23 protein-coding genes are annotated in these 19,641 nt (G+C 63.5%); 15 read left to right on the top strand and 8 right to left on the bottom strand.

Features of this window, described 5'->3' with window-relative positions:
• Window positions 1-16: 16 nt before the first annotated feature.
• The 4 genes from X750_RS142075 to X750_RS142090 all read right to left on the bottom strand — a co-directional run bounded on the left by X750_RS142075 (window position 17) and on the right by X750_RS142090 (window position 3,492).
• Complete coding sequence (locus X750_RS142075; protein ID WP_023748271.1) at window positions 17-775, bottom strand: M48 family metallopeptidase; 759 nt, start codon at window positions 773-775, stop codon at window positions 17-19.
• Between the two features lie 194 nt (window positions 776-969).
• Window positions 970-1,455, bottom strand: coding sequence for a DUF2852 domain-containing protein (locus X750_RS142080; protein WP_023672286.1), 486 nt, complete (start codon window positions 1,453-1,455; stop codon window positions 970-972).
• 117 nt (window positions 1,456-1,572) lie between these two features.
• Window positions 1,573-2,715, bottom strand: a complete 1,143-nt coding sequence (locus X750_RS142085; RefSeq protein ID WP_023748270.1) for a benzoate/H(+) symporter BenE family transporter — start codon at window positions 2,713-2,715, stop codon at window positions 1,573-1,575.
• A gap of 6 nt (window positions 2,716-2,721) precedes the next feature.
• A complete protein-coding gene (locus X750_RS142090; protein ID WP_023714492.1) occupies window positions 2,722-3,492 on the bottom strand; it encodes an alpha/beta hydrolase in 771 nt (256 codons plus the stop codon).
• A 268-nt stretch (window positions 3,493-3,760) separates the two neighbouring features.
• On the opposite strand from X750_RS142090, the gene infC reads away from it, so the two are divergent.
• The 8 genes from infC (at window position 3,761) to X750_RS142130 (ending at window position 10,864) form a co-directional block, all read left to right on the top strand.
• Window positions 3,761-4,297 carry a translation initiation factor IF-3 gene (infC, locus tag X750_RS142095; protein ID WP_023744911.1) on the top strand — a complete coding sequence of 179 codons (537 nt, stop codon included), beginning with the start codon at window positions 3,761-3,763 and terminating at the stop codon, window positions 4,295-4,297.
• A gap of 132 nt (window positions 4,298-4,429) precedes the next feature.
• Window positions 4,430-5,068: an isoprenylcysteine carboxylmethyltransferase family protein gene (locus tag X750_RS142100; RefSeq protein WP_023681388.1), complete on the top strand. Its 639-nt coding sequence runs from the start codon at window positions 4,430-4,432 to the stop codon at window positions 5,066-5,068.
• A 183-nt stretch (window positions 5,069-5,251) separates the two neighbouring features.
• A complete protein-coding gene (rpmI, locus tag X750_RS142105) occupies window positions 5,252-5,455 on the top strand; it encodes a 50S ribosomal protein L35 (protein ID WP_006201248.1) in 204 nt (67 codons plus the stop codon).
• 39 nt (window positions 5,456-5,494) lie between these two features.
• Complete coding sequence (rplT, locus tag X750_RS142110; RefSeq protein WP_023672281.1) at window positions 5,495-5,896, top strand: 50S ribosomal protein L20; 402 nt, start codon at window positions 5,495-5,497, stop codon at window positions 5,894-5,896.
• Window positions 5,897-6,147: 251 nt separating this feature from the next.
• On the top strand, window positions 6,148-7,245 hold the full coding sequence (gene pheS / locus X750_RS142115; protein ID WP_023696008.1) for a phenylalanine--tRNA ligase subunit alpha: 1,098 nt from the start codon (window positions 6,148-6,150) through the stop codon (window positions 7,243-7,245).
• A complete protein-coding gene (locus tag X750_RS142120) occupies window positions 7,242-7,688 on the top strand; it encodes a GFA family protein (RefSeq protein WP_023696009.1) in 447 nt (148 codons plus the stop codon). The genes pheS and X750_RS142120 overlap by 4 nt, the downstream gene beginning before the upstream one ends.
• 2 nt (window positions 7,689-7,690) lie before the next feature.
• A complete protein-coding gene (gene pheT, locus X750_RS142125) occupies window positions 7,691-10,099 on the top strand; it encodes a phenylalanine--tRNA ligase subunit beta (protein ID WP_023681386.1) in 2,409 nt (802 codons plus the stop codon).
• Window positions 10,100-10,261: 162 nt separating this feature from the next.
• Entirely contained in the window at window positions 10,262-10,864 is a 603-nt protein-coding gene (locus tag X750_RS142130; protein WP_023681385.1) for a nucleotidyltransferase family protein, read from the top strand.
• Between the two features lie 219 nt (window positions 10,865-11,083).
• Here X750_RS142130 and X750_RS142135 read toward each other — a convergent pair whose 3' ends face one another.
• Window positions 11,084-12,079 carry an aldo/keto reductase gene (locus tag X750_RS142135; RefSeq protein WP_023681384.1) on the bottom strand — a complete coding sequence of 332 codons (996 nt, stop codon included), beginning with the start codon at window positions 12,077-12,079 and terminating at the stop codon, window positions 11,084-11,086.
• Window positions 12,080-12,175: 96 nt separating this feature from the next.
• Here X750_RS142135 and X750_RS142140 point away from each other — a divergent pair, with 96 nt between their 5' ends.
• The 4 genes from X750_RS142140 to X750_RS142155 all read left to right on the top strand — a co-directional run bounded on the left by X750_RS142140 (window position 12,176) and on the right by X750_RS142155 (window position 15,413).
• Complete coding sequence (locus X750_RS142140) at window positions 12,176-13,066, top strand: LysR family transcriptional regulator (RefSeq protein WP_023681383.1); 891 nt, start codon at window positions 12,176-12,178, stop codon at window positions 13,064-13,066.
• Window positions 13,067-13,124: 58 nt separating this feature from the next.
• Entirely contained in the window at window positions 13,125-13,703 is a 579-nt protein-coding gene (locus X750_RS142145) for a cytochrome b (protein WP_023681382.1), read from the top strand.
• 69 nt (window positions 13,704-13,772) lie between these two features.
• The gene (locus tag X750_RS142150; RefSeq protein ID WP_023681381.1) at window positions 13,773-14,348 is read left to right on the top strand and encodes a YceI family protein; all 576 of its coding nucleotides are present in this window, start codon (window positions 13,773-13,775) and stop codon (window positions 14,346-14,348) included.
• 78 nt (window positions 14,349-14,426) lie between these two features.
• Window positions 14,427-15,413, top strand: coding sequence for a Gfo/Idh/MocA family oxidoreductase (locus tag X750_RS142155; RefSeq protein WP_023681380.1), 987 nt, complete (start codon window positions 14,427-14,429; stop codon window positions 15,411-15,413).
• An 85-nt stretch (window positions 15,414-15,498) separates the two neighbouring features.
• Here the strand turns inward: X750_RS142155 and X750_RS142160 are convergent, their stop codons facing one another.
• Together X750_RS142160 and X750_RS142165 are read right to left on the bottom strand one after the other, a co-directional pair.
• The gene (locus tag X750_RS142160; RefSeq protein ID WP_245261692.1) at window positions 15,499-16,347 is read right to left on the bottom strand and encodes an alpha/beta hydrolase; all 849 of its coding nucleotides are present in this window, start codon (window positions 16,345-16,347) and stop codon (window positions 15,499-15,501) included.
• Between the two features lie 53 nt (window positions 16,348-16,400).
• Window positions 16,401-16,766 (bottom strand): VOC family protein, encoded by a 366-nt coding sequence (locus tag X750_RS142165; protein WP_023672270.1) that lies wholly within the window; start codon window positions 16,764-16,766, stop codon window positions 16,401-16,403.
• Between the two features lie 147 nt (window positions 16,767-16,913).
• Here X750_RS142165 and X750_RS07965 point away from each other — a divergent pair, with 147 nt between their 5' ends.
• Window positions 16,914-17,222, top strand: coding sequence for a hypothetical protein (locus X750_RS07965; protein WP_023681378.1), 309 nt, complete (start codon window positions 16,914-16,916; stop codon window positions 17,220-17,222).
• Between the two features lie 32 nt (window positions 17,223-17,254).
• Window positions 17,255-18,145: a sigma-70 family RNA polymerase sigma factor gene (locus X750_RS142170; protein ID WP_023748269.1), complete on the top strand. Its 891-nt coding sequence runs from the start codon at window positions 17,255-17,257 to the stop codon at window positions 18,143-18,145.
• 33 nt (window positions 18,146-18,178) lie between these two features.
• On the opposite strand, the gene X750_RS142175 is transcribed toward X750_RS142170, so the two are convergent.
• Entirely contained in the window at window positions 18,179-18,907 is a 729-nt protein-coding gene (locus tag X750_RS142175; RefSeq protein WP_031243299.1) for a GntR family transcriptional regulator, read from the bottom strand.
• A gap of 159 nt (window positions 18,908-19,066) precedes the next feature.
• Between X750_RS142175 and X750_RS142180 the strand changes: the two genes are divergently transcribed.
• The gene (locus tag X750_RS142180; RefSeq protein ID WP_023748267.1) at window positions 19,067-19,609 is read left to right on the top strand and encodes an autotransporter; all 543 of its coding nucleotides are present in this window, start codon (window positions 19,067-19,069) and stop codon (window positions 19,607-19,609) included.
• Window positions 19,610-19,641 lie beyond the last annotated feature (32 nt).

Here is a 19,641-nt window from a genome sequence, read left to right as displayed (position 1 = left end):
GCGGCGCCGGCGCAGGCTAATCGAACACGATCGCCTGCAGCGCGCCGCCATTGCGCTTCAGCCAGTCCTTGCAGCGGTCGGTATCGGGACAGAGCTGATCGCACAATTTCCAGAATTTCGGGCCGTGGTTCATCTCCTTGAGATGCGCCACCTCATGCGCGACCAGGTAGTTTATCACCGGCGTCGGCGCCATCATGATGCGCCATGAGAAGGACAGATTGCCATCGGAAGTGCAGGAACCCCAGCGGCTCGACGTGTCCTTGAAGCGGATCGCCTTGGCGCGCTTGCCGATGGCCTCGGTATGCTTGACCACCAGCTTCTCGATGTCCTTCTTGGCCTCACGCTTGAGGAAATCGGCGATGCGGCGCGGCAAATGTATGCGCTCGCCATGGACGATCAGCAGCGGACCGCGCTCGTCGCGCGACACGGTGACGGTGCCGCGTTTCGACGGTTCGTGGACGATGCGATGCGCGACGCCGCGTATCGGGATCTTGATGCCGGGGCGCACTTGCGGCCGTGTCGGGACCTTGGCCAGACGCTGCTCCAGCCAGTCCTGGTGGCGGTGAAGGAATTTCTCCACCTCGCCGCGGCGCAGGCCCGGCGGCACGGTGATGCGCAGCCCCTGGCCGCCCGAATCGATGCGCAGCGTCAGCCGCCGTGCGCGGGCGCTCTCGACGATCCTGAGCGGCAGTGTGCGGCCGGCAACGACGTGCTCTCGCTCTTCGACAGGCGAGGGTTTTGGTTTGGTCAGGTTGCGGAAAAAGCCGAAGGACATGGCTGAACGATACGCGATTCGAGGAAAACGACCAGAACAAAAAAGAAACGGCGCCGCTCGCGCGACGCCGTCCATCATGCCAAGGCCTGTCCTACAGCGCCGCGCGTCTCTGACGCGCAAAGGACGCTGTAGCACTCTAATTCGGCGCATGACCCCGAAAATCGGTTCCGATTTTCGGGGTCATGCGCGCAGCCTCAGTCGTCAAGCAGGTTCGGGCCCTTGCGCTTGGGGGTCGCGGGCTTGGCCGTTTCGGCCGAGCCTGTTTTCGCAGGCGCCGTCGACTTGTTGCGGTTGGCCATGAAGCGGTCGAACTCGTCCTGGTCCTTGGCGCGGCGCAATTCGCGGGCGTACTCATCGAACTCGCTCAGCATCTCGTCGAGCTTGCGACGCTCTTCGGCGAGGCGTTCGAGTTCCTTCTCGCGCCAGTCGTCGAAAGCGACATTGCCGGTGCGGGCCGAACCGTGGCCCCAGCGCGCGGCCTTGTCGGAACCGCGGCGGCAGCCGGCGAAGATGCCGTCGGTGGCCCGGTTGACGTCGCGCTTGAAGCCGTCAAGCCGGTCGCCCCAGATGATGTAGGCGAGCATGGCGAAGCCAAGCGGCCAGAACACCATGAAGCCGATCACCATCAGCGCGATGGTCGCCGGCGTCCAGGCCGGGCGGATCAATGCGGATGTGTTCATTTTCTCCCATTCCTTCGGTTGGAGACAGCCAAGAGTGGCTGCGTGGATTCGAAATGGGATGAGAAAAACGGCGATTCAAGACAACGTCCGCCAAAACCGGACAAGGGCCTGAAATGATTATCGCTTTTTGAGCGCTTCGAGGGAAAGCACGACCAGGCCAGCGACCAGACCCCAGAAGGCGGCGCCAACGCCGAACAAGGTCAGCCCCGACGCGGTGACAACGAAGGTGACAGTAGCCGCCATGCGCTGGTCCTCGTCCTTGAGCGCGATCGACAGCGCGTTGGCGAGCGATCCCATCAGCGCCAGGCCGGCGACCAGAACGATCAGGCTCTGCGGCAGCACTGCGAAGATCGCCACCAGCGAGGCGCCGAAAACCGCGAAAATCAGATAGGCAAGTGCATAGAAGGGTCCGGTCTTCCAGCGCTCGGCCGGGTCGGGATGGACGTCCGGCCCGGTGCAGATCGCCGCAGAGATCGCGGCCAGATTGGTGGTCGAGCCGCCAAACGGCGCCGACAGCAGCGAGAACAGGCCGGTGACGCCGATCAGCGGGCCGGGTTCGGGGTGATAGCCGGCGGCGCGCAAGACGGCGAGACCCGACAGGTTCTGCGACGCCATGGTGACGAGGTAGAGCGGCAGCGCCAGGCCGATGACAGCTGCGGCGCTGAAATGCGGGGCAATCAGCGTCAGCGTCGACAGTTCCGGCGCCGGCAGTCCGCCGACACGGCCTGTCAGGAATGCGGCGATGCCGCCGCCGATCAGCACCGCCAGCACCGACAGCGCCGGGTTGAACAGGCGAATGACGAAGAAGGCCGCGATCAGCGGCAGGATCAGCCAGGGATCGACCGGAATGGTCTTGACGGCATTGAGCGCGAAGGTGACGACGATGCCCGCCAGCATGCCGGACGCGACTGACGCCGGTATCCTTGATATCAGCTGGGTCAGCGGCTTGAACAGGCCGGTGGCGATCAACATCAAGCTGGTGACGATGAAGGCGCCGACCGCATCAGCCATGGTAAACCCGCTCGATGCCGCCATCAGCGCCAGGCCCGGTGTCGACCAGGCGGTGATGATGGGTATTTTCGTGCGCCAGGACAGCCACAAGCATTCGATCGCCATCGCCACGCACACTGCCGTCACCCAGCTCGCGGTTTCGGCTTGCGTGGCGCCAACCGCCTTGGCGGCGGCAATGACGACGGCCAGCGTGCCGCCGAAGCCGACGATTGCCGCGACAAAGGCGGATATCGGGATGGAAATGCGCATTCTTGCCTACCCCGCCCGCTGAACCATGTCGCCCACCGCCCTCAGCAGCATGTCGAGATCCTGCGGCCGCGACAGCCGGTGGTCGCCGTCGGGAATGAGCGACAAGGTGACGTCGTCGGCCGGCAGCAGCGAGACCAGCTTCAGCGCATGGCTTGCCGGCACATCGGCATCGGCCAGGCCCTGCAGGATGTGGACGGGGCAATGGGTATCGATCGGCCCGGTCATGACCCGGTTCGCCCTGCCGTCCTCGATCAGCGCGCTTGTGTAGATGTAAGGCTCGGCGGAATAGTCCGAAGGTTCTTCGAAAAAGCCTTTCTCCCGAAGTTCGCGCCTCTGTGCCTCCGTCAGAGCCGGCTCGACCAGCTCGGCGGTGAAATCCGGCGCCGGCGCGAGCAGCACCAGGCCAACCACATTGCTGTCGCCCGCCTTGCGCAGCTCCTGCACCATGCGCAGCGCGATCCAGGCGCCCATCGACGAGCCGACCAGGATTTGCTTGCCCTCGGTGAAATGCCGGAAGACGGCGAGGCTCTCGCCAAGCCATTTCGAGATGGTGCCGTCGGCAAAGGCGCCGCCGGATTCGCCATGGCCGGAATAATCGTGGCGGAGATATGCGCGGCCTTCCCTTGCCGCCCAATCCGACAGCGTCTGCGCCTTCGTGCCGAGCATGTCGGATTTGTAGCCGCCGAGCCAGACGACGCCGGGCGTTGCGCCCGCCGCATGGCGCACAGCGATATCAATGCCGTCGACATCCAGCAGGGTTGGGGTGGTCGCGGTCATGGCTGTGGATCAATCCTGGTTCTGGGGGCCTGATTGTGGGAGCCTGATTTTACTCGCCGGTCTTTTGACACAGGCACAGGCGAGGCGGAAAGTGCTCGCGACATCCTTTGTTTGGTGCAGGCCTGCGATCAGGGTGATTTTCTGTCAGCGCTGTGCTATTGACTCCGCCCGCGCGCTCACCACATTGGCGCGTCCTGAACATTTCTAGATTGAAACCCTGAACGTCTAGATTGAAACCCTGAACGAAACGGCCAAGGAGACCACGACCATTCGCAGACCTTTCAAAGCAGCGGCGCCCACCAAGGATGGCCCGCGCTCCAACCGTGATATCCGGGTTCCCCGGGTCCAGCTGATCGACGCCGATGGCCAGAACCGCGGCGATATTTCCATCAACGACGCATTGCTGCTCGCCGAAGAGGCAGGCCTCGATCTGGTCGAGATCTCGCCCAATGCGGTGCCGCCTGTCGTCAAAATTCTCGATCTCGGCAAATTGAAATACGCCAACCAGAAGAAGGCGGCCGAGGCGCGCAAGAACCAGAAGGTCATCGAGATCAAGGAGATCAAGATGCGCCCGAACATCGACAGCCATGACTACGAAACCAAGATGAAGGCCGTGCGGCGCTTCTTCGAGGAAGGTGACAAGGTCAAGCTGACGCTGCGCTTCCGCGGCCGCGAGATGGCGCATATGGAACTCGGCATGCAGCTCCTGAACAAGGTGCGCGAGGAGACGGCTACCATCGCCAAGGTCGAAGCCGAGCCGAAGCTGGAAGGCCGCCAGATGATGATGGTGCTGGCCCCGCGCTAGATCAGTTCGGGCGTTGCGCTCTAAATCCGCCTGAATCCTGTCTCATGGCGTCCCGGCGATCGGCGGGACGCCGATTCTCCTGTCCAGACGCCGCGATCGCCGGCAAAGCTTCTCGACGATCGGATTCCCGACATGGCCAATGAAATCAACCCTGCGCCCATCAAGGAGCTGGGCGGCTACCAGCACATGCGCCGCATGGTGCTTGCGGTGCTGGTGGTGGTGCTGTTTGCGGCACTGCTGTTCGGCCAGTCGACCTTCCCGCCCGATACCCCGGTGCATGAAACGATCGAGATGGTCGGCGTGCTGCTGATCTTCCTTGGCGTCGTCGGCCGCTTGTGGTCGACACTCTATATCGGCGGGCGCAAATCCTCCGAAGTGGTCACCGGCGGCCCCTATTCGATCACCCGCAATCCGCTCTACGTGTTCTCGACCGTTGCCGCCGCCGGCGTCGGGGCGCAGATCGGCTCGTTCTCCGGCATCGTCCTGTTTGCGCTTTTGTGCGCCGGCGCCTTCCACATCGTCATCCTGCGCGAGGAACGGTATCTCAAGGAGGTTCTCGGCGCGCCCTATACAGCCTATCTGGCGCGGGTGCCGCGTTTCTTCCCCCAGCTGTCGCTCTACCAGGAAGGCGACACCGGCAGCTTCAAGCCGCGCCTCTTGCTGACCACCTTGCTCGACGGGCTGGTGTTTCTGGTGGCGTTGCCGGTGTTCGAGACCATCGATGGCGCCCAGCAATCGGGCATTCTGCCGGTGCTGTTTAGGCTGCCCTGATCGCGGAGAGAGCGTCGCAGCCGCTCGGGTGTTGCGCGCCAGCCCGCTTTGACGTATAGGACCGCCGTTCCAAGAAAACCGCCCGGCAGGGCATGCCGTGGCGGTTTCATTTGCTTTTCGGGCTTTGGTCCGCCCGAAGCGAACAAGAAGCGCGATTGTGCGCCACCAATACGGAGTAGCAAAATGCCCAAGATGAAGACCAAATCGGCCGCCAAGAAGCGGTTCAAGATCACAGGTACGGGTAAAGTCCTGTCGGCTGCGGCCGGCAAGCGTCACGGCATGATCAAGCGTTCCAACAAGTTCATTCGAAATGCCCGCGGCACGATGGTTCTGGCTGAACCGGATGGCAAGAAGGTCATCAAGAATTTTCTGCCGAACGGCCTCTGAGCATTCGGTTTCAGGAACAGCGTTTAAGGAGATCATGACATGGCACGCGTAAAAAGAGGCGTCACCTCGCACGCCAAGCACAAGAAGGTCCTGAAAGCCGCGAAAGGCTTCTACGGCCGCCGCAAGAACACCATTCGCATCGCCAAGCAGGCGGTCGAAAAGTCGATGCAGTATGCGTATCGCGACCGCAAGAACCGCAAGCGCTCGTTCCGCGCGCTGTGGATCCAGCGCATCAACGCCGCGACGCACGAGCATGGCCTGACCTATGGCCGCTTCATCGACGGCCTCAACAAGTCCGGTATCGAGATCGATCGCAAGATCCTGTCCGACATGGCCATCCATGAACCGCAGGCGTTCGCCGCACTCGTGGCCAAGGCCAAGGTCGCGCTCGAATATCTGAAGAACACCACCCCGAATGCTTTTGAAAGCGCTGTCGCCTAGAGCATGATGCCAAAAAGTTGCTGACTTTTTGGACAACATCATGCTCAGGGAAATTTAGCGAGGAGCGCGATCTTTCCGAAAAGTCTGCAACTTTTCGGGATCGGGCTCCGAGCCCAGCGCTTCCCAGCATTCGCAATTCTGATTGGGGAACCCGCGCTGGCACGGCTGGCGCGGGTTTTTCTTATGGCTGAACTTTCAACTTGAAAGTGACTTTCACCTCAAAGTTGACTCCCAACACAGCGAGTTTGACCGTGAACGACATAGCTACCGGCTTGGATACTCTCGAAAACTCCCTGCTTGCCGACGTCGCGTCGGCCGCCGATGAGGCTGCTATCGAAGCCGTGCGCGTCGCGGCTCTCGGCAAGAAGGGGTCGATCTCGGAATTGCTGAAGACACTGGGCGCGATGAGCGCCGAGGAGCGCCAGGTCAAGGGCCCCGCGATCAACGGCCTGAAGAACCGCGTCACCGAAGCGCTGACGACACGCAAGGCCGAGCTGAAGGATGTGGCGGTCACGGCGCGCCTTGCCGCCGAGACGGTCGACGTGACGCTGCCGGTGCGGCAATCGCCGGCCGAGCGCGGCCGCATCCATCCGATCAGCCAGGTCATCGACGAGATCGCGGCGATCTTCGGCGATCTCGGCTTTGCCATCGCAGAAGGTCCCGATGTCGAGAGCGACTATTACAATTTCACCGCGCTGAATTTCCCCGAAGGGCATCCGGCGCGCGAGATGCACGATACCTTCTTTTTCCAGCCGGACGAAAAGGGCGAGCGCAAGCTGTTGCGCACGCACACCTCGCCGGTACAGATCCGCACCATGGAGAAGCAGAAGCCGCCGATCCGCATCGTCATTCCCGGCAAGACCTACCGGCAGGATTCCGACGCTACCCACTCGCCGATGTTCCATCAGGTCGAGGGGCTGGTGATCGACAAATCGGCCAATGTCGCCAACATGAAGTGGGTGCTGGAAGAATTCTGCAAGGCTTTCTTCGAGGTGCCGCAGGTCAAGATGCGCTTCCGGCCGTCCTTTTTCCCGTTCACCGAGCCCAGCCTCGAGGTCGACATCCAGTGCGACCGCTCGCGGCCCGGCGAAGTGCGATTCGGCGAAGGCTCCGACTGGATGGAGATCCTCGGCTGCGGCATGGTCCACCCCAATGTGCTGCGCGCCGGCGGGCTCGATCCCGACGAATATCAGGGCTTTGCCTGGGGCATGGGCATCGACCGCATCGCCATGCTGAAATACGGCATGCCGGACCTGCGCGCCTTCTTCGACGCCGATGTGCGCTGGCTGTCGCATTACGGTTTCAGGCCGCTCGACATGCCGACGCTGTTCGGAGGTCTTTCCGCATGACGGCGCCGCACACGGGTGGCTGCCGCTGCGGCGCGGTACGGTTCGAGGCATCAGTCGAACCGCACCATATCAGCTATTGCCATTGCGGCGATTGCCGGCGCGCCAGCGGCGCGCCGGTGTCGGCCTTTGTCGGCTTCCTGACCGAGCAGGTGGCTTTCACCGGCAAGGCGCTGAAGATGTACGAGAACGGGCCGGTGACGCGCTCGTTCTGCGGCATTTGCGGCTCGCCTATCGCCTATGTCGACGAGCGGCTGGAAGACCACATCTATTTCATGCTGGGCGCCATGGACATGCCGGCCTATTTCCGGCCGACGCACCATGCCTATGTGCGCGAGCAGCTGCCCTTCGTGCATATGCCCGACGACTTGCCGCGCCATTTGAAGACAAGCGTACCCAGACCCGATGGACAAGGTCCGGGCGGGTACAGACAAAACGGAACATAGTGATGAAACTCACCCTTTCCTGGCTCAAGGATCATCTCGACACCGACGCCACGCTCGACGAGATCGTCGAGAGGCTGACCTCGATCGGCCTCGAAGTCGAGCATGTCGACGACAAGGCCGGCCTGAAGCCGTTCGTCATCGCCAAGGTGCTGACGGCGGTGCAGCATCCCGACGCCGACCGGCTGCGGGTGCTGACCGTCGACACCGGCAATGGCGCAGCCCCTGTCCAGGTGGTGTGCGGTGCGCCGAATGCCCGCGCCGGCTTGATCGGCGCCTTCGCCGCGCCCGGCGCCTATGTGCCCGGTATCGACGTGACGCTGACCGTCGGCAAGATCCGGGGCGTCGAGAGCCATGGCATGATGTGTTCCGAGCGCGAGCTGGAGCTGTCGGATGAGCACAATGGCATTATCGACCTGCCGGCCGATGCGCCTGTCGGCACCAGCTTCGCGGCTTACGCGCATCTCGACGATCCGGTGATCGAGATCAATCTGACGCCGAACCGGCCGGATGCGACCAGCATTTACGGCGTCGCCCGGGACCTGGCGGCAAGCGGGCTTGGCCGGCTCAAGACCGCGCCGGTCGAAGCGGTCCCTGGCAAAGGTGAAACGCCGGTCAAGGTGACCATCGAGGCGCCGGAGCTCTGCCCCGGTTTCGCGCTGCGCCTGGTGAAAGGCGTGAAGAACGGGCCGTCGCCGAAATGGCTGCAGCAAAGGCTGATCGCCATCGGCTTGCGCCCGATCAGCGCGCTGGTCGACATCACCAACTACGTCACCTTCGACCGTGGCCGGCCGCTGCATGTGTTCGATGCCAAGAAGGTCGCCGGCAATCTCGTCGTGCGCCGCGCACGCGACGACGAGAAGGTGCTGGCGCTTGACGGGCGCGAATACACGCTGACGCCGCAGATGTGCGTGATCGCCGACGACAATGGCGTCGAATCGATCGCCGGTGTCATGGGCGGCGAGCATTCCGGCTGCGACGAGAACACCACGGACGTGCTGATCGAATCCGCTCTTTGGGATCCGATCACCACGGCCCGCACTGGCCGTACGCTCGGCATCATCACCGATGCCCGTTACCGTTTCGAGCGTGGCGTCGACCCAGAATTCATGGTGCCCGGCGTCGAGCTGGCGACAAAGCTTGTGCTGGAGTTCTGCGGCGGCGAGCCGACGGAAACCGAGGTCGTTGGCTATGCCGGCTACAAGCCTAAGATCGTTTCCTTCCCGATCTCGGAAGTAAAGCGGCTGACCGGCACCGAAGTGCCAAAGGCGGAAAGCCTCGACATCCTTTCGCGCCTCGGCTTCGAGCCGCAGGGCTCGGACGACATCGTCGATGTGGCGGTGCCGTCCTGGCGGCCCGATGTCGATGGCAAAGCCGACCTGGTCGAGGAAGTCATGCGCATTCACGGCGTCGACAACATCGCGCCGCAGCCGCTCGGCGCTCATGAAGCGGTCAATTCCAAGATCCTGACGACGCTGCAGGTGCGCACCCGCATTGCTAAGCGCTCGCTCGCCGTGCGGGGCATGCTGGAGGTTCTCACCTGGTCGTTCATCCCGGCCAAACACGCCGAACTGTTCGGCGGCGGCCAGACGGCGCTGAAGCTCGCCAATCCGATTGCAGCCGACATGTCCGATATGCGGCCCTCGCTGTTGCCCGGCCTGATCGTCGCCGCGCAGCGCAATGCCGACAAGGGCATCGGCGATGTCGCGCTGTTCGAGGTCTCCGGTACCTATGAGGGCGACGGCCCCGACCAGCAGCGGCGCGTTGCGGCCGGTGTGCGCCGCGGCACCGCCAAGCTCGACGGCTCCGGCCGCAGTTGGGCCGGCAATTCCGGTCCGGTCGGCGTATTCGACGCCAAGGCCGACGCGATTGCAGCGCTGGAAGCCTGCGGCGCCCCGGTCGACAGGCTGCAGATCGAGCCAGGCGGTCCGGCCTGGTACCATCCCGGCCGCTCCGGCACGATCAAGCTCGGCCCGAAGACCGTGCTCGGCACGTTCGGCGAATTCCACCCCAAGACGCTGGAGGGGTTGGACGTTTCCGGACCGATCTGCGGTTTCGAGGTCTATATCGACGCCGTGCCGGAACCGAAGGCCAAGCCGACGAAAACCAAGCCGAAGCTCGAGCTGTCCGCCTTCCATGCGGTGAAGCGCGACTTTGCTTTCGTCGTCGACAAGGCGGTCGAGGCCGGTACGCTGGTGCGCGCGGCGCTCGCTGCCGACAAGAAGCTGGTCACCGGCGTTTCGGTGTTCGACGTGTTCGAGGGGGCATCTCTCGGGGCCGCCAAGAAGTCGATTGCCATCGAAGTGTCTATCCAGCCGGTTGAAAAGACGCTCACCGACGAGGATTTCGAGGCGCTGGCCAAGCGCATCGTCGACAATGTCGGCAAGCAAACGGGCGGCATGCTGAGAACGTAGAGCGGCTAACGCCCGCCCTACATATTTCGCCTTCACGCAATTCTTAGGGAAAGCGCGTCTTAGGGAAAGCGCGGCGCGCTTTCCCAGGAAAACCGCTACACACTTTTTCCTGGAATTGCTTCTGAGGATTGCCGGCAGTTGCGAATCGCTCTCCAAAGGGCGATGGACCATCTGCGCTATTCCGGTCTGCCGTTCGAAGCCCAGCGCGAAGCGTTTCTCGCAATGGTGTTGGCGGATGCGCTCGTCAGCGACGCGCTGGAGCGGGCCCGCACGCTGGCGTTGCCGGACTGGCTGGTGGTGTCCGGCGCGCTCTACAACAGCATCTGGAACCATCTGACCGGCAAGCCGCCGGGCTACGGCATCAAGGATGTCGATCTCTTCTACTTCGATGACAGCGACCTGTCCTACGAGGCCGAGGACGCGGTCATCCGCCGGGCGGCGCAGCATTTCGAGGGGCTGGCTCTGCCGGCCGAGGTGCGCAACCAGGCACGGGTGCATCTGTGGTATCCGCAGAAATTCGGCCAGCCCTGCCCGCGCTATACGAGCTCCAGCGAGTCGGTGAGCTATTTCGCCTCGAAGACGCATGCGGTCGGGGTGCGATACGATGCCGACGAGCAGCTTGAGATCGTGGCGCCGTTCGGGCTGGATGACCTCTTCGCGTTTCGCATCACGCCCAACCGGCTGATGGATAACAGGCGCACGCATGAGGCGAAGGGGGCGAGGGCGAAGGCGTGCTGGCCGGAGATTACGGTGGTGCCTTGGTGATACGAAATGGCGGCGCGAGGCACCCCCCTCTGGCCTGCCGGCCATCTCCCCCGCAAGGAGGGAGATTGGCAGCTTCATCGTTGGCGCACTTTCTGCAACGTTGGTGATTGGCGAAAACAGCGACGACAGCCGATCTCCCCCCTTGCGGGGGAGATGTCCGGCAGGACAGAGGGGGGTGCCGCGCGCTGACTTCTCAGGGCGCCAAGCTCCCCCGCTTGTTCACCCATTCACCAGCGCCAACAGTTCCTCCGTATAGCGCTTGCCAACCACCTTATCCGGCGACAGCGCGTCGCCAATCGCCGCCACCTCGGCCGCGCTCAGCTCGATCCCGACCGCCGCCGTGTTCTGCTCGAGATGGCGTATCTTTCTTGCGCCGGGGATCGGCACGATGAAGTCGCCCTGGTGCAGCACCCAAGCCAGCGCCAGCTGCGCCGATGTGACGCCTTTTTCCACCGCCAGCTTTTCCAGCGTCGCAACGACCTTGGCGTTTGCCGCCATGGCGTCGGCCTGGAAACGCGGCAAGGTGCGGCGCCAATCGTCGTCGCTGAGGGCCTCGGGCTTGGCGATGGTGCCGGTGAGCAGGCCGCGACCGAGCGGGCTGTAGGGGACGAAGCCGATGCCGAGTTCGCGGCAGACATCGAACACTTCGTCTTCGGGGTCGCGGCTCCAAAGCGAGTACTCACTCTGCACGGCAGCGATCGGATGCACGGCGTGCGCCCGGCGGATGGTGGCGGCACTGACCTCCGACAGGCCCAGCGCCCGCACCTTGCCATCGCGCACCAGCTCGGCCATGGCACCGACCGTGTCCTCTATCGGCACGTCGGGATCGACGCGGTGCTGGTAGTAGAGGTCGATAACATCGGTATCGAGCCGCTTCAGCGAGGCTTCCGCCACCGCCTTGACGTGCTCCGGGCGGCTGTCGACGCCGACCATGCGTTCGAGGCCTGAGCCTTCCTCGGAAATCTTGAAGCCGAATTTGGTGGCGATCGTCACCCTGTCGCGCACCGGCTTCAACGCCTTGCCGAGAAGGATCTCGTTCTCAAAGGGACCATAGACTTCGGCGGTGTCGAAAAACGTCACGCCGATCTCGACAGCGCGGCGCAGCGTGGCGATTGCGTCAACCTCTGCCTGACCGCCATATGCGAAGCTCATGCCCATGCAGCCGAGGCCGACGGGGAAGACTTCGAGCTCAGTACCAAGTTTGCGGGTTTTCATGGCGCATCTCCTTGTTGCGATGAAACAGAGATAGCGCCTGGCTTTACGTTCGATAATTGGCTGTCATTCGCACGGGCTGTTCTATAAAATAGAGCAATGAACCGAGCGCATCTTTCTCAACTCGCTGTACTGGCAACAGTCGCCCAATGCGGTAGTTTTCGCGGCGCGGCGCGCGAACTGGCCATCGCGCCCTCGGCAGTTAGCCATGCCGTGTCCAGCCTGGAGGCGCGGCTCGGCGTGCGGCTTTTGGCGCGCAGCACCCGCAGCGTGGCACCAACGGAGGAGGGCGCGCAGCTGCTCGAACGGCTGCGGCCGGCGCTGTCCGAGATCGATCTGGCGCTGGAAACGGCGATCGAGGCGCGCGACCGGCCGGCCGGGAACCTGCGGCTGACCGTGCCGCGCACCGCGGCCCACCTGGCATTGACGCCCAGGCTCGGCGGCTTTGCCGCGGCCTATCCCGACATCGTGCTGGAAATCGTCATCGAGGATCGCTTCACCGACGTCGTCGAAGGCGGCTTCGATGCCGGCGTGCGGCTCGGTGAGAGCCTGCAGCGCGACATGATCGCGGTGCGCATCGGACCGGACCTTCGCGGCGCCGCGGTCGGCGCGCCATCCTATTTCGCGACCATGCCAAGACCCCGCCATCCGCGCGATCTTGCCGACCACCGCTGCATCCGCTTCCGTTTTTCCAGCGGCATTCTTTACCGCTGGGAATTCGAGAAGGATGGCGAAGAGATCGAGATCGCGGCGCAAGGGCCGCTGATCCTCGACGAAGACCATCTGATCGCCCAGGCAGCGGTCGACGGCGCAGGGCTCGCCTTCGTCTTCGACGATTATGTGCGCGCGCCGCTCGCCGACGGCCGCTTGATCCGCGTGCTGGAAGACTGGTGTCCGCCCTTCGACGGTTTCTTCGTCTACTACCCCAGCCGCCGCCAGATGCGCCCGGCGCTGCGGGCGTTTGTGGATTTCTTCAAGGTCGGTGCTTAGCCACCTCCCCCTTGTGGGGAGGGTGGAAGAAAGCCCAGCTGCCATTCGTTCACCAGCCATGCCGGCATTCATCACCAACAACTCAACCCGCTACGGCTGGGCGGCGATCGTCCTCCACTGGCTGATCGGCATCCTGTTCATCGGCCAGTTCATGCTCGGCTTCATCATGGTGCGGTTGACCAGCCAGCGCACCGCCTTCGAGCTGATCCAGCTGCACAAATCCTTCGGCTTCCTGCTGCTCGGCCTCCTCATCCTGCGCATTGCCTGGCGGCTCGGCAATGCGGCCCCGGCCTTGCCGGCCTCGGTCGGAGGCCTGGAGCGTCGGACGGCGCCGCTGGCGCATCTGGCACTTTATGGCTTCCAGCTCGCGGTGCCGCTGTCCGGCTGGGCACTGGTTTCGGTGTCGATGCTGGAGATCCCCAGCATGCCGTTCAACCTTTTCGTGATGCCGAACCTGCCGCTCGGCGTGTCCGATGCGGCGGAAAACTTCTGGGCGGCAGCACACTGGTATCTCGCCTATGCCGGCATTGCCTTGGTTGCGCTGCATGCGCTGGCGGCGCTGCGGCATCATTTCTGGCTGCGCGACAGCGTGCTCACGCGCATGATCACGCCTTCGTCAGATCAGGACATGGAATAGCGCGCGCCGCGCATTCGTTCATTGGAGTGAGGGCGCAACACTTCGCCTGCCCCAGTAAGGACAAAACCCATGTATGCGCGCATCTTCGGATTGGCGGCTGTTGCCGCTTGCCTTGCCATGCCTGTCTCCGCCGCTGTGGACCTCGGCGACGCCGCCGGCAGCTACACGGTCAACCCGGCCAGCTCCAGCATTCGCTTCTCCATCGGCAAGGTCGGTGGCGGCGGCCTCGACGGCGCCTTTGGCCGCTTCAAGGGCTCCATCCGCATCGACAACAGCGATGTCGGCCGTTCCGCGGTCAACTTCACCATCTATCCCGAAAGCGTCGGCACCGGCCAGGGCCGCATCGACGCCTTCCTGCGCTCCGATGCGGTGTTCGACGTGGCCAACAGCCCCGAAATCCAGTTCCGCTCGACCAGCGTAACCCGAACCAGCGACACCACGGCGCTGGTCAGCGGCCGGCTGACGGCGCGCGGCAAGACGTTTGCGGAAAAGTTCACTGCCGAGCTCGGCGGGCTGAAGGGCGGCGTCATTAAATTCCACGTCACCGGCAAGGTGCTGCGCTCCCGGTACGGCATGGATGTCGGCACGCCGATCTATTCGAATATCGTCAATTTCGACATGACGCTAACGGGCAAGCGAGGCTAGCAGGACCAGCGATCCGCATTGGCTTTTCCTGCAATTTCGGGCAAACCTCCTCGCCTGTAAATCGATAGGAGAAGCCTGATGTTCCGATGGGGTGTTTTGTCGACGGCCAAGATCGGCCGCGAGCAATTGTTGCCGGCAATCGTCGAGGCCGAGAATGGCGTTTTGTCCGCGATCGCCAGCCGCGACCTGTCGAAGGCCGAGGCCCTGGGCGAGCGGTTCGGCGCCAGGCATGCCTTTGGTTCGTATGAGGAGCTGCTCGCTTCGAAAGACGTCGACGGCGTCTACATCCCGCTGCCGACCTCGCAGCATGTCGAGTGGACGGCCAAGGCCATCGAAGCGGGCAAGCATGTGCTGGTGGAAAAGCCGCTGGCGCTCGACGCCAAGAATATCGCACCGCTGATCAAGCTGCGCGACCAGAAGAAGGTGCTGGTCTGCGAGGCCTTCATGGTCATCTACCACCCGCAATGGATCAAGGTGCGCGATCTCATCGCCGATGGCGCCATCGGCCGGCTGCGCCATGTGCAGGGCGCCTTCTCCTATTACAATGTCGATCCCACCAACATGCGCAACCAGCTCGATCTCGGCGGCGGCGCGCTGCCTGATATCGGCGTCTATCCGACGGTGTCGACGCGGTTTTCGAGCGGCAAGGAGCCACTGCGCGTGCAGGCGACGATCGAGCGCGACAAGAAATTCGGCACCGACATCTATTCCTCGATCCGCGCCGATTTCGGCGATTTCGAACTGTCCTTCTATCTGTCGACGCAGATGGCGGCGCGGCAGGTGATGGTGTTCCACGGCGAGAAGGGTTTCATCGAGGTGTTCTCGCCGTTCAATGCCGGGCTCTACGACCATCACCGCATCGAATTGCACAACCAGAACCATACGGAGGCGCAGGTGTTCCGCTTTCCCGGCACGCAGCAATACCGGCGCGAGGTCGAGACGTTTGCCAGGGCGGCACAGGGTGGCAAGGAGCGTGTCTTCACGCTGGAGGAGTCCGTGCTCAACCAGAAGGTCATCGACGCCATCTTCCGCGCCGGCGGCAAGGAAGGCTGGGAGGCCGTCTGATACAGCAATCTTAGCGGGTAATTTCATGGGAGAAGGGCGTCCGCATTGTGCATGCGGACGCTCCTTTCCTGTTGAACTGACGATCTCACGCGCCTCTGAGCGTCAGGTGCAAGGTCTCGGCGAAGCGGTCGGGATAGGGCGCAAAGCCCATGTGGTCGCCGGGGAAGGCGGCGCGCTTGCTGCCGAGCCCGTCGGCCAGCGCCTTGCCCATGCCGTCGATCGGCTGGCCGATGGACTCTTCGCCGATGCCGACCACGACCGGGCGGCCGCGCAGCGCCTCGATATCAGGACGGTAGAGCGACAGCGGCATGACGCCATGCGCCAGCCAGTATTCGAAATTGCCGCTGACCCTGGCAAAGGTCTCGGCCTCCTCGGGCGACGGTTCGAACGAAGGCGGTCCGTCCTGCGGCCCGGCTTCATCCTGACCCGGCCCTTCCGACAGGCTGTTCTCGCTGAAGAATTTCTGCATCGCCGCCTCGACACCCTGGCTGCGATAGGTGTCGTGCAGGTCGCGCATGCCGGCCAGTGACGGCGACGGGTCGTCGAGCAGCATCATGCTGGGCGGCTCATGCGCCACCAGTGCACGAACCCGGCCGGGATGGCGGGCGGCGAGGTTGAGCCCGATCTGGGCGCCGCCGCTGGTGCCGAACACATAGGCCGGTCCGGCGCCAAGCGCCTCGATCAATCGCGCGGCATCGTCGCCATGGACATCGAGGTCCTGCTCTTGCGGCTCTCCGTCGAAGGTGCTGCGCGAATTGCCGCGCGGATCATAGGCGACCACCGTGTAGCGGTCGGCGAGGTGGCCCGCGACATCGGCGAAGACGCCGGCGTCCTGCGGTCCGCCGGGGATTATCAACAGTACGGGGCCGGAACCGCGCATCTCATAATAGAGGCTGGCGCCCGGTACTTTCAGCGTCGACGTTTGGGGGGTCATGTCCATCTCTCCTGTTGTTCTCATGTCAAAGTTCGGCTTTGCGCCGGGTCCGATCATTTGCTGGCGACAACCATGCGGTTGCCCTCGCTGTCGCGGAATTCGGCGACTGTGCGGCCCGGCTGCCAAGGCGCTTCCTGCGGCTCGGTGATGATTTCGACGCCGCGCGCCTTCAGGCCCGCGACCGTTGCCTCGACATCGCCATCAACGAGCACCAGCACGGGCTCAGTGCCCGGCGTGTCATCGGGGCGTTTGACGAAATGCAAATTGGTGACGGCGCCGGGAAATGTCAGCTCGATCCAGCGCCAGCCGCTGTCGCCCATCAGCTGGTCCTCCGCCACTTGGCAAGCAAGATGTCCGGTGTAGAAGGCCTTGGCGCGGTCCTGGTCGAACACCGGCAATTCGGCAAACTGGATGTGCATGATGGGTCTCTCCTGCTCCTGGACGGCTGCCGCGCAGCCGTCGACGGGAAAGACGATCCGGACGATCGAAAAGATTCGCCGGGCGACGAATCTTTTCGAGGCCGCGAAACGTCTTCTCTGTGCAGAGTTGAAAAACAGGAGACGACAATGGGCTACAATCTCATCCGCTACGGCGTGAAGGACGAAAGCATCGCCGAGAACCGTATGCTGGTTGCACAGGTGTTCGAGGCACTCGACGACACGAAGCCGCAATCCGTGCGCTACCTCGTCCTGGAACTGGAGAATGGCGAGTTCATCCATCTTGTCAGCCAGGATGGCGACGGCCTGACGGGGCTCGCAGCCTTCAAGGCCTTCAGCGCCGATCATGCCGGGCGCCGCTCGACGCCGCTTGCCAGATCGCCGGCAAAGATCGTCGGCAATTATCGTATGCTGGCCGGCGAGGTCGTGCCGGCTTGAATGCAAAGACCGGCATTTTGGGAACGGACAGGATGAACACAGCAAAACTCGACCGCGTTGCCCTGGAGGCGATGCTCGGCGCCTTGCGACCGAAGCTGCACCGCTACTGCGCCCGCATGGCCGGCTCGGTGATCGATGGCGAGGACATCGTCCAGGAGACACTGATCAAGGCACTGCAGGCCATCGACGGCGACGCCACCGTTGGGCGTCCGGAGCAATGGCTGTTCCGCATAGCCCACAATGCCGCGCAGGATCATCTGCGCCGGCGCCAGCGGGAGCAGGCGCGCATGAGCGAGACCGACATGACGACGATCGAAGACCCCTCCGCAAGCGCCGATGCGAGGCTCGCCACCGCCGCCAGCCTGCGAAGCTTCATGCAGCTGGCAACAGTGCAGCGCAGCGCCGTGATCCTTGTCGACGTGCTTGGCCTCAGCCTGCACGAAACCTGCGAAGTGTCCGGCGCGACGCTGGCCGCGACCAAGGCAGCGCTGCATCGCGGGCGGTCGCAGCTGCGCCTGCTGGCGTCACAGGACGAGCAGGCGCCTGCCCCAAAGCTCGACGCCGACGACGAGCGGCGCCTGCGCCGCTATGTCGACCTGTTCAACGCGCGCGACTTCGACGCCGTGCGCGCGTTGATCGCCGAGGATATCCAGCTTGAAGTCGTCAACCGCACCCGCATGCGCGGCAAGGCGCAGGTTTCCAACTATTTCGGCAATTACGACCGTGTCCAGGACTGGGCGCTGTCGCTCGGCTTCGTCGACCGCAGGCCGGCCATCCTGATCCGCAACCCGCAAACGGGAGATGACGCCGTGCGCGGCTTCATGCTGGTCGACTGGCAGGATGGAAAGGTCAGCCATATCCGCGATTTCCGCTACGCGCCCTATTGCCTTGCCGACGCGGAGATCCGTTTCATCGACGGGTGAGTGCAAGCGGCCAGAGAGCGCGGGCTTCGCGCCTCAGGCGAAGCTTTGCAAATTGGCGTCCTGCAGCTTGGAGCCGGCGAGCAAGGCCTCGAGCACCTGCTTCTTGAGCGACAGGCACTGCGAACGGGCAAGCTTTGCGATGGCCGAGACCTCGGCCAGCTCGCAGGCAAGCACCAACTCCTTCTGCTGGCCGATGATCGCTTGCGTGAAGTCGCGCGATTTGAAGCCGAGATGGAGGACACGCTCCGACTGGTCGAGCGTTTGGTCGAGCAGGCGAACTAGGCGCAGATTGCCGGAGAGTTCGGCCAGGGCCAGGCGAAAGGCGCGGTCGGCCGCCAGAAAGGCGACATGGCTGCGCAGCGTCTCCGGCTTCAGCACCTTTTGCGCCGCCAGCCTGATGTCGTCGAGCCCGCGTTCGGTGAGGTTGGCCGCGGCCACCCGGAACACTTCCGGCTCGATCAGGCTGCGGACGTCGAAAATCTCGTCGACGTCGCGCAGGCTAAGCGGTGCGATGACATAGCCGCGGCGCGGCTCGCTCTTGATCAGCCCTTCCTGCGTCAGGCGGGCCAAAGCCGAGCGGATCGTCGCCTTTCTGATCTGGTAGCGGTCGCCGATCTGCTTTTCGGTCAGGCTTTCGCCGGGTTGCAGGACGCAGGCGACGATGTCGCTCTTCAGCTGCTCATAAGCTTCCTCGCTGCGCAATATGTCGGCGGTCGACGGCGCCTTGACGGCGGACGGTGACACTGATTTCGGAAGAGCCATATCTGCCTGCCCGTTTGGTCTGCCCGCGTGGTCTGCCCGCGTAGTCTGCCCGCGTAGTCTGCTTGCCCGTTCGACCATCCGGTTGACGGGTCTGCCGGCATTCGCTAGCCTGAGCATCTCAGTTGTATTGTTTGAGCTTCCCAATGGAGATGATGACAAATGTCTCTTGCCGCCAACTCGCCTCTTTACGCCGTAACCGCCGATATCGTCAACGCAGCCAAAGGTGCTCATGTCTTCGAACGGGTAAAGGCGGTGCTGCGCGAACACACCGATCGCTTCCATGCATCAGGCGTGCTCGCGCATGAGGAAGACGACGATGAGGTGCTGCTGCATGCCAGCCCTGACTTGACCATCTACCACATCACGCTGTCGCCCGGCCTGCAGTACCCGCCGCACAACCATCTGATGGATGCGCTGATCGGCATCTACAAGGGTAGCGAGACCAACTTCATCTATCCCGTTGACGGCAGCGAGATCGATGCGCCGGAACGCCACGACATCGCGGCGCCCGCCGTGGTGCACATGACCCCTGATACTGTGCACGCGGTCGCCAACACCGGCAGCGCCCGCTCAGGCGCCCTGCATGTCTATCTCGGCAATCTTACCGAGACCCACCGCCACATGTGGAGCCCGGACAGCAACCAGGCAGAGCCGTTCGAGAATATGCGGTATCTGGCTGGTGCGAGGCCGATTGGGTCCTGATCCGGGATAGGCGGAATAACGGTCGGCGCATA

Source organism: Mesorhizobium sp. LNJC391B00, assembly GCF_000502535.1.
In the GTDB taxonomy this organism is placed as follows: Bacteria; Pseudomonadota; Alphaproteobacteria; order Rhizobiales; family Rhizobiaceae; genus Mesorhizobium.
This window is presented reverse-complemented; position numbering and strand designations above follow the sequence as displayed.